Origin of the sequence: Niastella populi, assembly GCF_002078015.1 — a bacterium.
Lineage (GTDB): Bacteria > Bacteroidota > Bacteroidia > Chitinophagales > Chitinophagaceae > Niastella > Niastella populi.
The window spans coordinates 1-674 of the sequence record NZ_LWBP01000131.1; the positions used below are offsets into that span (position 1 = coordinate 1).

Below are 674 nucleotides of genomic sequence, written 5' to 3' on the forward strand. Positions count from 1 at the left end.
AAATGTTTTAGTGTTTATCATTCTCAACTTCATTGTAGCATTAATACAAATACCTTTGGTGATGTTTTTGCTTTGGATGAACAACAAGCCATGGTTTACATCTGCCATAATAAAAGATGGTTCACTGTTCTTTTTTACTTGTTCTCTTTGTGTAACAAGTTTTTTCAATTCGTTAAAAAAAGAGAAGCATAAATCTTGGATATTGTGTTCATTGGCAATAGGCGGGGCAGCCTGTTTTTTATCAGTTGTATGCTTTACATGGGGGACAATTGCTACCTTAACAAAAGGGAGCTTTGAATATCAGGGTAAATTTACAGCGGTACAAATATTTTGTCTCATTTCCTCTTTTGTATACGCATTTTATATCGAATATTTCTCAGGAGGATTTAAAGAAAAGTTGATGCTAAAATAGTGATAACAATAATAAATATCTTATTGTTTGTAATGGTTTCAGCAACCATTATTGTTGTGTTTTATATAATTCATAAGATATTTACAGTAAGCCAGTTTATTGATAACTTTCCCGAAAAATTAACAGAAAAAACTCTAGGAAGATTGGAAGGTAGAATACGAAATTTAAGGCAGGTTATTGTAGTTGCAGATAAAATTGAAGATCCGCAAAATGATTTAAGGGAAGCTATGAAGAAAAACTTTGGCAATAACGTAAAATATAC

General features: G+C 31.0%; 2 protein-coding genes. Both read left to right on the forward strand.

The features are described 5' to 3' along the window. Nucleotides 1–412: hypothetical protein (locus tag A4R26_RS35425; protein WP_207625737.1), on the forward strand; the 412-nt coding region annotated here is incomplete at its 5' end. Nucleotides 413–444: 32 nt separating this feature from the next. After that, on the forward strand, nucleotides 445–674 hold a 230-nt coding region (locus A4R26_RS12295), incomplete at its 3' end, for a hypothetical protein (protein ID WP_133054649.1).